Here is a 10,480-nt window from a genome sequence, read left to right as displayed (position 1 = left end):
ATTCTATAAAATTTAAAAATTTATATAAAAAATGTAAATATTTCATCCGAGGGGGAGCTTGGATACGAATTGAACAGGGGATCAGTAGCGTTATCTGAGACGATTCTAGTATACCTTTGCAGGGTACCGAATAAACGGTGCCTTTTTAGTAACTATTGATTTACGTGTATGAAAAAAGCTTGGCTGCTGGGCGGGATGTTCTTAAGCTCGCTGGCAATAAACGCTCAACAACGGTTAACACCCGAACAGCTTTGGAAAATGGGCAGGGTATCGGGCCTGGGGATTTCCAATGATAAACAATACGTAGTATACGCGGTCAGTACACCGCAAATGCCGGACAACAAGAGTCAGCGGAAGCTTTATAAAATTCCAGTGGCGGGCGGAGAAGCCCAGGAAATTAGTACTACAGAAGGCTTATTAAGAGATTCAAAAGTATCCGCCGATGGCAAGTATCGCATCAGTAGTCAGCCTGTACCCGTGCTAAACATTACGGGAGCCGATAAGTATAAAGATTTACCACAATCGGATGCTTATGTCTTTACTTCACTGAATTATCGACACTGGGACACCTGGGAAGATGGCAAGTTTGATCACGTGTTCCTGACCCCGCTCGTAAATGGTCAAACCGGTACGCCGAAAGATCTGATGCCCGGCGAAACCAATGATTGTCCCCAGAAACCGTTTGGTGGAGACGAGGACTTTATCTGGCATCCCGACGGAAAACATGTTGTATACGTAACGAAGAAAAAATTCGGTACCGATTACGCAGTCAGTACGAATACGGATCTTTATGAATACGATGTAACCACCGGAACGACCCGAAACCTAACTGAAAGTAACAAGGGATACGACGTTAATCCATCGTTTAATACGAAAGGCAATCTGGCCTGGCTCCAGATGAAGCGGGATGGATACGAGGCCGATAAGCAGGATCTGGTCGTGTCCAATGGAAAGTCTACGCTGAATTTGACGCAGCAACGCGATGATATTCACGTGGAGGGATTCAAATGGAGCGAAGACGGAAGCACTCTATTTTTCTGGGCACCCATCAACGGTACCTTGCAGATCTTTAAGGTGACCTATCCCGGTACTACATCGGCCAAGCCCGTCATTACGCAGCTTACCAAGGGCGATTTTGACGTGAGTGACATTATCGGGCAGGTAGGTCAGAAACTGATCGCGTCCAAAACGGACATGAATCACCCGGCGGAACTGGTAACGATTGATGTGACCAATGGCTCCATTCAGGCTCTTACGCACGTAAACGACGATGTAGTGTCTTCTCTGAATCTGTGCAAAACCGAGCGGCGATGGGTAACTACTACCGATCGTAAAAACATGCTGGTGTGGGTAATTTATCCGCCCAATTTTGACCCTGCTCAGAAATACCCAACGCTATTATATTGCCAGGGAGGACCGCAGGCCCCATTAACGCAGTCGTATTCGTATCGCTGGAATTTTCAGCTGATGGCTTCCCAGGGGTATATCGTAGTAGCCCCCAACCGTCGGGGCATGCCCGGCCATGGAACCAAATGGAACGAGCAGGTAAGCAAAGACTGGGGTGGACAGGTCATTCAGGATTATCTGAGTGCCATTGATGCCGTATCGAAGGAGTCTTACGTAGATAAAGATCGTCGGGGCTGTGTAGGGGCAAGTTTTGGTGGCTTCTCGGTATTCGCTCTGGCGAGTGTGCACGCTAAACGATTCAAAACGTTCATTGCCCACGACGGCGTATTTGATTTCCGCAGCATGTACGGCACTACGGATGAACTATTCTTCGAAAACTGGGAAAAAGGGGGGGCGTACTGGGATAAGAAAAATGCGGTAGCTCAACGTTCCTTTAGCCAGTCGCCGAGCAACTTTGTCGACAAGTGGGATACGCCTATTTTCATTATTCAGGGTGGAAAAGACTATCGGGTTCCTATCGAACAGGGCTTGCAGGCTTTTCAGGCAGCCCAGCTACGTGGCATCAAAAGCAAGTTATTATACCTCCCCGACGAAAACCATTGGGTGCTCAGCCCTCAAAATGCGATCGTCTGGCAGCGGGAATTCTATCATTGGCTGGAAGAAACGCTGAAGTAACAGAAAAAGGCCTCGCTTTCAAGCGAGGCCTTTTTCTGTTTTAAGTACATAACTCCTAGTGAGCTACAACAATCTTCTGTTTTTGAATAGCGGTACCGTCGTTCACGTGTAGATGATAAAGTCCATTGGTTAAACTTTGGGTAGGTATGGTAACAGCACCATTCCGGATTTCTCCCTTCCAGACTGCCTGACCCATGGGGCTATACAGAACGGCTTGTACAGCAGTGGCAGTACTACCCGCATTCTCTTTAATGGTGATGGTAACATCCGCATCCGCTGGACTTGGATAAGCAATCAGCCCATACGTTGGGGCCACACGAAGAGCAATAATCTTGCTGTAATGGTCCGGCTCTGACGCTTCATCGATTTTCAGGCGATAATAGCTATTACCTACCCGAAGTTTCGTATCGTAGAAAGTGTACAGAGCTGAAGAAGTATGCTGAGAGGGCGTATAGCCAATACTAACCCAGTTTTTCCCATCAACGCTTTTTTCTATACCGTAGCCCAGAATGTTTTTTTCATCGCTTACTTTCCAGGAAAGGGTGCCTACGTTTTCAGGAATAGAAGTCGCATCTACGCCTGTAAAGCTTTTTCCCGCACTTGATTCAACCTGACCTTTAAAATAGATGATGCTAACGGGTAGAGGAGCATCAATTACATAGTCAAAGGCGAGCTGATTATTGCTCTTGGTAACTTCATCAATGGCGTTTTCTGCGTCGATAACGGCATCGATTTGATTGTTACTCACCGCATTCATGGTGTTAGTAACGTCGAAATACAGGGTATCCCGATAGCGAACCGGATTGAAAGTCAGTGTACCCAGGTCCATCGTATTGTTTGAAACATTGGCAATCGTGTTGTTGGAAGCAGCAGTATTTACCGTCCGTTTCAGTGAAACTTTAACGTTAGTACCTGGTACGGTACCCAAGTTGCTAACCACTACACCCAGTTTGAAATTTCCCGTTGATGTACTACCTGATTGTACAAACAGGTTACCTGCCTCAAAAGCCAGATCAGGCTTGGTTAAGGGGTATGGAACAATGGCCGGGTCACCCTGTAGGTTAAATTCCTGGGCGTGTCCTATGGTCATTTTGTTGTTCGGGTTGTCCGATACATAGCGAGTGGTTGTCGCTACGAGTACATCGCCAAACGATTTGTTGAGATAAGTAGAGCTCGAAAGATTTTGGAACAGAAGGCTGGAATAGCGATCCAGGTAACTCGGCCATCCCAGAAATGAAGAACCTAGGAATACAATTGCTCCCCGATCGGCTGTATTGACCCAGTTAGTACCAACCGTCTGAATGTTATCATTCGAAAAGATGTTCCCTGCTTCGCAGCCATTCACAAACATAATCGGGTATTTACCCTTGTTGTTAAAATTGCTGTTCGTCGCCAGTCCAATGTCAATGTCCGTATAGCCGGGACCGGAGTGACCGAAAAACGTAATCATACTTAGCCCCGCATTTACATCTTTCGAAACGTCGAAAAACTCCACGTTGGCCGTCGTTTGTTTGGAAATAATCTTGGCATTTCCGCCGAGCGGTGCGTTTTTAACGATGTTGGAATAGCCGTTGGCGTAGTTTTTAAACGTAGGAATTTCGTAGTTGAAATCACGACCGCCACTCAGGTTCAGGAATCTCTTACGCCACAAGGCTGCAGGTTGGCTTTCGTATTCTTTTACTTTATTCAAATAAGCATATACTTCGTCTGAAGTGATCGTATTCAGTCGGCCTACGGAAAGAGCGGGAACATTGGCAGCCTTGCCGTTGAGCCCCATCACCAGCAGCCAATCGGAGCCAGGCCAGCCACCCGTAGGAATCTGATTAACCTCGTTCATGGCTTCGCTGGTGGTAAGATTACCAGTCCGGAAGTACTGAGGTGCAATGGCCCGTCCAATCAGGAACAGATGTCTGGAACCACCTTTTGCCATATAGTCAGCAAACCGCCGGATGGCCAGAGGGCTATTTTCTCCGTAGTTAAACTGATTGGAAATCAAATCCATATCCACTACTAAAGGTTTATAGCTACCGCCCTGGCTGGAAGCCCGGTAGGCACTATAGGCATCAGCCCCCTGTTGCAGGGATTTATAAGTCAGAATCAGGTAATTGTAATCGCTGGCGTTAATGGAACGGAACGAAACGCGTTCAATTCTAGCCACAGAACCAGCCGTGCGACTTACCCAAAGATTCCGGGTGCTTTGTGCGTTTCCGACGACTGCGTCCAGTGTACCATTCGTTAGGGTTGCCGTAATTTTTTGCACGGCATTCAGATCCGTAATATCATAAACCTGGTCATTGGAAGTGGCATTCGAAAAGCGAAGAAGCGAAGTACCTGAGCTATTCGTGCGGGTATTGATAGCTTTGCCACTAATACCCGACAAGTCGAGTGTTTGGGCATAACTAAGCTTGAAATAAACGACTGCATTCGAGCCTTGCTTGGAAGTAATCGTAGCAGTGCCTTCGTTGGTGTTGAAGTTACTCCAGTCCAGGGATTTGTTTACTTTAACCGTCTGAAGATCCGAAAAGGCTGTATTGGTTACGGACGAGTTTCCTACGGTAAAGTCAATGCTGTGGGCTCCCCGGCCTACGCCATAGAACGAAGTTTCCAGGCTGGGAGCCGGACCCTGCCGGTATGCGTTAATCAGCGGAAGCGTGTAGTTACGGCTACTGCCGGCATAAATCCGCTCATCCATATATCCTTTACCAGGACCAAATTCACTCACCGAAATACCCTGCTGGTAATCCTGTAAGTTATTAACGGCGTCGTAAGAAGCACCTACGTGAAAGGCTTTGTTGTAAGCAATGACGGTTTCTGCCAGGTGATAGCTTTCAGCGGTAAGCCCATTCGAAGAAAGCGTAGATACCGCTACACGTTTTCCTTTGGTACTTTGACTGACGGTCAGAAAATAATAGGAGTTATCCGTAAATAAACTCACGTAGGGGTTAGTGTGTGATTCCTTAGGTACGTACAGTTCAGCATCACGGGAGCCGTCGTTCCCTACGCCAAAAAACTCAATGTAGTCGCTACCGTCAAATTTCCCATCACCCTCGCCGACAACAGAGATAGCCTGTTCAACGCCTCGTCTGAACAATTGAATCTGTTGAGGGTTGGCTTGTAGATCAAAACCGGCGGATTGTAGCTCAGCGTAGGTAATACGGTAAATTCCTTTCTGTGTAACAGGAATTTTAAAATACGACTGCTGGTAATTAATCCACTCATTACCAGCTTGTTGGGAAAAGGACTCTCTCGCCCAGCCTAGTAGAAGAAGAGGGAGTAAAAAGTAAAGTTTTTTCATACAACTTTAAAAAAAGGAAACACTTAACGAAGGGTGGAAATTATGGATTCGGATTACAGCGTTTAAGCGGTCAAAAAATACCTTAGTAGCATGGAAATCAATAGGGTTGACATACAAATATGAAAGCAAAGGATTCAATTACAAAGTCATTTACCTACTTTTTTGCGTGGCTTAACATAAGTTTAAAAAATATGAAAAGTTAAAAGATATCAGGTTAGTGTTTAAATTATTAAAGATTAACTGCGGTTTAAGCCATAACCGTTACTAACAAATGGCTTAAATCACAGCACCAAGTTGAGTATAAAATGAGAGTACTTGTACTTTGAAAATAAAAGCGGATGCAAAAAATGAAACACCTGGGGTAACGGTAATGAATATAGGCTAAAACTAAATGAAAAGAATTTAAAATAGTAAATAATAAGGTGTTTGGTAATATCTAGGTGTTATTCGGTAGTAAGATAGGTATTTTTGGATAATGTAAAGTATAGGTAGTATAGATAAACGTATTTACTAGGAAATACCATGGTCTGGTTGAGTATAGGGCCTGAACTCTAAATTTACAAAACCACAGAGACGAGCGAAATCATCATTCGCCCGATATAGAAAATCCTGGGGCAATCGGAACCTAACTTGCCCTCCTACGTTTTTCATCGTATCTTCAAGTTTGATTTTGTTGTAGGATAGAGAGCCCCGTTACTATGCATTTTTCCCATCTTCACTGCCATACCAAATTTTCCTTGCTCGATGGTGCCGCTGACATTGGCGGTATGTTCAAGAAAGCCAAGGCGGACGGACATTCGGCAGTAGCCATTACCGACCACGGTAATATGTTCGGCGTGTTCAAATTCGTGGCCGAAGCCGGAAAGCACGGGGTAAAACCCATTGTAGGCTGTGAATTTTACGTAGTACAGGATCGGCATGAGCGGAAGTTTACCAAGGAAAAGAAAGACGTTCGGTACCACCAGCTGATGCTGGCCAAAAACGAAGTTGGGTACCGAAATCTGGTCAAGCTCTGTTCGCTGGGGTTCATCGAAGGCATGTACGGCAAGTACCCCCGGATTGATAAAACCCTGATCGAACAGTACCACGAAGGCCTCATCGCTACGACCTGTTGTATCGGGGCTAGCGTACCGAAAGCCATTCTGCGGAAGGGCGAAGAGGAAGGTGAAAAGGAGTTTCTGTGGTGGCTGAATATCTTCGGCGAAGACTTCTACGTCGAACTACAGGATCACGAAATCCCAGATCAGAAGCGGGTCAATGAGGTGCTGCTCAAGTTTGCCCGTAAGCACAATGTAAAGGTGATTGTCTCCAATGATAGTCACTACGTAGATCAGCAGGATGCCAACGCCCACGACATTTTGCTGTGCGTCAACACCGGTGAAAAGCAGAGTACGCCCTCGGCCAAGGACTTCTCGGATGACGAGGCCATGCCCCGCGGCTCGCGGTTTGCTTTTTACAACGACCAATTTTATTTCAAGACGAAGAACGAAATGTTGCAGGTCTGGGGACACATTCCCGAAGGCCTGGATAATACGCAGGAGATTGTCGACAAGTGTTTCGAACCGAAACTGAAGAAAGACATTCTGCTGCCTAATTTCCCCATTCCCAACGAATTCAAGGTACACGCCGATGATACCCTGAACCAGTGGGAATACCTGCGTCACCTGACATTTGAAGGAGCCCGACAACGCTACGAAACCATCTCGCCCGAAGCCGAGGAACGCCTCAACTTCGAGCTGCATACCATTAAAACGATGGGTTTCGCCGGGTACTTCCTCATTGTAATGGACTTCATCAAGGCGGGTCGCGACATTGGCGTATTTGTCGGGCCGGGCCGGGGCTCGGCGGCGGGTTCGGCGGTGGCGTACTGTATTGGCATTACGAACATTGACCCGATCAAGTACAACCTACTGTTCGAGCGTTTCCTGAACCCTGACCGGAAATCCATGCCCGATATTGATACGGACTTTGACGATGCCGGTCGCCAGAAAGTGATTGATTACGTCGTTGATAAATACGGTCGAAATCAGGTAGCCCAGATTGTGAGCTATACGGGGATGAAAGCCAAGTCGGCGATCAAAGACGTAGGCCGCGTACTGGATTTGCCGCTGGATGAGACGAATATCCTGACCAAACTGATTCCGGAAAAACCCCTGGACCTGAACCTGCAACGCGTCCTGCTGGCTCCCATCGACGGACCCGGCGGCGTGAAGGATAAAGAAGGCTGGGGCGGCGAGGAGATTCAGAATATCCAGAAATTGCGGGATACGATGAAATCCAATACCGTCGCCGGAAAGGTGCTAACCGAAGCCCTGAAACTGGAAGGTTCCGTGCGGGGTACGGGTATCCACGCGGCGGGGATCATCATTGCTCCGATGGATTTGACGGAGATTATTCCCGTGTGTACCTCGAAAGATTCGGACTGGTTTATTACCCAGTTTGAAGGGAAAGTGATTGAGGATGCCGGGGTAATCAAGATGGACTTTTTGGGATTGTCCACGCTGACGATCCTGAAAAACGCACTGGCTCTAATCCGGCAAAACCACGGTGTGGAAATTGACCTGGACAGCCTGCCGCTCGACGATGCGAAGACCTACGAGCTGTTCCAACGCGGTGAAACCTACGCAATCTTCCAGTACGAAAGTGCCGGGATGCAGAAGTACATGAAGGAACTGAAACCGACGCGGTTTGAGGACCTTATTGCCATGAACGCCCTGTACCGACCCGGTCCGATTCAGTACATTCCTGAATTTATTGATCGGAAACACGGACGTAAACCCGTTGTCTATGACCTTCCCGAAATGGAAGAATACCTGGCCGATACCTACGGAATCACAGTGTACCAGGAGCAGGTGATGTTGCTGTCGCAGAAACTGGCGGGCTTCTCCAAAGGGGACGCCGACGTACTGCGGAAGGCCATGGGTAAGAAAGACCGGGCGACGCTGGATAAGATGAAGGGCAAATTCATGGAAGGAGCCGTCGCCAAAGGTCTGGACGCCAAGAAACTCGAAAAGGTCTGGACCGACTGGGAAGCCTTCGCTCAGTACGCCTTCAACAAGTCGCACTCGACCTGTTACGCGTTCGTGGCCTACCAGACGGCCTACCTGAAGGCCCACTACCCGGAAGAGTACATGGCGGCCAACTTAACCAACGAGCTGGGCGATATCAAGAAGATTACGCTCTTCATGGAAGAAACCCGCCGGATGGGTCTCGACGTATTAGGTCCCGACGTGAACGAATCCATCAAGGAATTCAACGTTAATAAGAAAAAACAGATTCGGTTTGGCCTGGGTGGAATCAAGGGTACGGGCGATGCGGCCGTGGATAGCATCATTCAGGAACGAAACGCCAATGGTCCCTACCAGGATATTTTTGATTTCGTCACCCGAATCAACCTGCGTACGGTGAACAAGAAAACGCTGGAATCGCTGGCCTATGCCGGAGCCTTCGACGGCTTTGGCATCAACCGGGCGGCGTTTTTTGCCGATACGGGAACGGGTACGTTTATTGAAACACTGATTCGGTACGCCAACAAACACCACGAAGAAAAAGCCGCCGCTCAGGTATCACTGTTCGGAGCGATGAGTGGGGGTGGCGGAGCCAACATGATGGCCCCCCGCGTACCGTCGACGGAACCCTGGGCCCGGATGATCGAACTCAACCAGGAACGCGATGTGATTGGGGTATACATTTCCGGTCACCCGCTGGATGAGTTCCGGATTGAGCTGGATAACTTCTGCGACATTACGCTCGACCGTTTCCGCGATTCGGAAGAAGAGAAGAACTGGTACAACCGCGATGTCCGCATTGCCGGAATCGTAACGAAGTATCAGGAGCGATACGCCAAAAATGGCAATCCCTTCTGTCTGTTTACGATTGAAGATTATGCCGGAAGCATGGAGTTGGCCCTGTTTGGCGACGATTACGTTAAAATGGGACAATACGTAGCCCAGGATCGTTTCCTGTACATTCGGGGAAAACTACAACCGAGCTGGCGGAACCAGGGCCAGTACGAGTTCAAAGCCACACAAATTCAGCTCCTGCCCGAAGTACGGGAGAAGATGTGTAAGCAGCTGAGTCTGGAGATCAATTTGCAGGAAGTAAGCGGCGAATTGGTGGCCAGCTTGAGTGAGTTGTTCAAACAAAACCCGGGCACCTGTAACTTGTTCGTGAAACTCAAAGACTCGGAAAGTCCGGTAGAGGTAGTCTTGCAAAGCCGCTTCAATAAAATCAACGTTTCGAATGATTTGATTAAGGGGTTGGAGCAGCTGGTAGGGAAGAATAGTTTTCGGTTGAATTAAGAGTTTTTGTTATAAAAAGTAAGACCCATCGGCTTTTGGCTGGTGGGTCTTACTTTTTATGGTATATTTACTAGGAGCATAACTACTATAGATTTCCATCAATTAAATATGCACAAATGAAATTCATCGTTAGTTCTTCTGCATTGCTTAAGCAGTTGGCAGCTATTAATGGCGTTGTTGCTAGTAATCCAATAGTTCCAATTATTGAAAGTTTTATATCAACTTTTGGAGGTGACTTAATAGATGTAAACGTAAATAATATAGTTAGTGATGAGATAGTTGGTAAAGATGCTAAAGCTATAATACAATTTAATAAAGTTAAAACAAAAAATGAACTGGATGAAATTGACGAAATAATACTGGAAATTTATAGAGATAAGAAAAAAATATTTAGTACACATCATTATGATTTTGAATGTATAGTAAGAAGAGTCTTTATATCATTAGGTTATGATGTAGAACCAACTAAGAAGACAAGAGATGGTGGATATGATATGATTGCAAGAAAAGATGATACAGTGCCTACTAATCATTTAATAGAATGCAAGACAAGTAAAAAGAAAGCAATAGGTGTTGATGTAATAGAAAGATTTCTTTTTAAAATAAATGAACTTAAAGCTAGTACAGGTATAATGGTTACGAATTTAAAGTTCTCCGCTGATGTTATAAAAAAGTATGCATCAAGTACTTATAAGTATTATTTGAAATTAATCGATGGTAATGAGTTGTTATCTATGATCAAAAATTATGTTGAAAGTAACCTACGGTTAATGTTTAATTAGTTTAGTCAAATTTTACGCAT

At 46.4% G+C, this 10,480-nt stretch carries 4 protein-coding genes; 3 read left to right on the top strand and 1 reads right to left on the bottom strand.

Going from position 1 to position 10,480, the window contains the following annotated elements:
- Window positions 1–168: 168 nt before the first annotated feature.
- The gene (locus BWI97_RS00890; protein ID WP_102199694.1) at window positions 169–2,082 is read left to right on the top strand and encodes a S9 family peptidase; all 1,914 of its coding nucleotides are present in this window, start codon (window positions 169–171) and stop codon (window positions 2,080–2,082) included.
- A gap of 55 nt (window positions 2,083–2,137) precedes the next feature.
- Here the strand turns inward: BWI97_RS00890 and BWI97_RS00885 are convergent, their stop codons facing one another.
- Window positions 2,138–5,377, bottom strand: coding sequence for a C25 family cysteine peptidase (locus tag BWI97_RS00885; protein WP_102199693.1), 3,240 nt, complete (start codon window positions 5,375–5,377; stop codon window positions 2,138–2,140).
- A 698-nt stretch (window positions 5,378–6,075) separates the two neighbouring features.
- Here BWI97_RS00885 and dnaE point away from each other — a divergent pair.
- Window positions 6,076–9,678: a DNA polymerase III subunit alpha gene (dnaE, locus tag BWI97_RS00880; protein WP_102199692.1), complete on the top strand. Its 3,603-nt coding sequence runs from the start codon at window positions 6,076–6,078 to the stop codon at window positions 9,676–9,678.
- A 191-nt stretch (window positions 9,679–9,869) separates the two neighbouring features.
- Complete coding sequence (locus BWI97_RS00875) at window positions 9,870–10,460, top strand: restriction endonuclease (RefSeq protein WP_233207716.1); 591 nt, start codon at window positions 9,870–9,872, stop codon at window positions 10,458–10,460.
- Window positions 10,461–10,480 lie beyond the last annotated feature (20 nt).

Origin of the sequence: Siphonobacter sp. BAB-5405 (assembly GCF_002872335.1) — a bacterium.
In the GTDB taxonomy this organism is placed as follows: Bacteria; Bacteroidota; Bacteroidia; order Cytophagales; family Spirosomataceae; genus Siphonobacter.
The sequence above is the reverse complement of the archived record's forward strand: the minus strand, read 5'-3'. Positions and strand labels throughout refer to the sequence as shown.

Bases quoted from the DNA above. Each gene is read 5' to 3' on its own strand.
- BWI97_RS00890 (WP_102199694.1), top strand. From the start codon at position 169: ATGAAAAAAGCTTGGCTGCTGGGCGGGATGTTCTTAAGCTCGCTGGCA.
- BWI97_RS00885 (WP_102199693.1), bottom strand. From the start codon at position 5,377: ATGAAAAAACTTTACTTTTTACTCCCTCTTCTTCTACTAGGCTGGGCG.
- dnaE (WP_102199692.1), top strand. From the start codon at position 6,076: ATGCATTTTTCCCATCTTCACTGCCATACCAAATTTTCCTTGCTCGAT.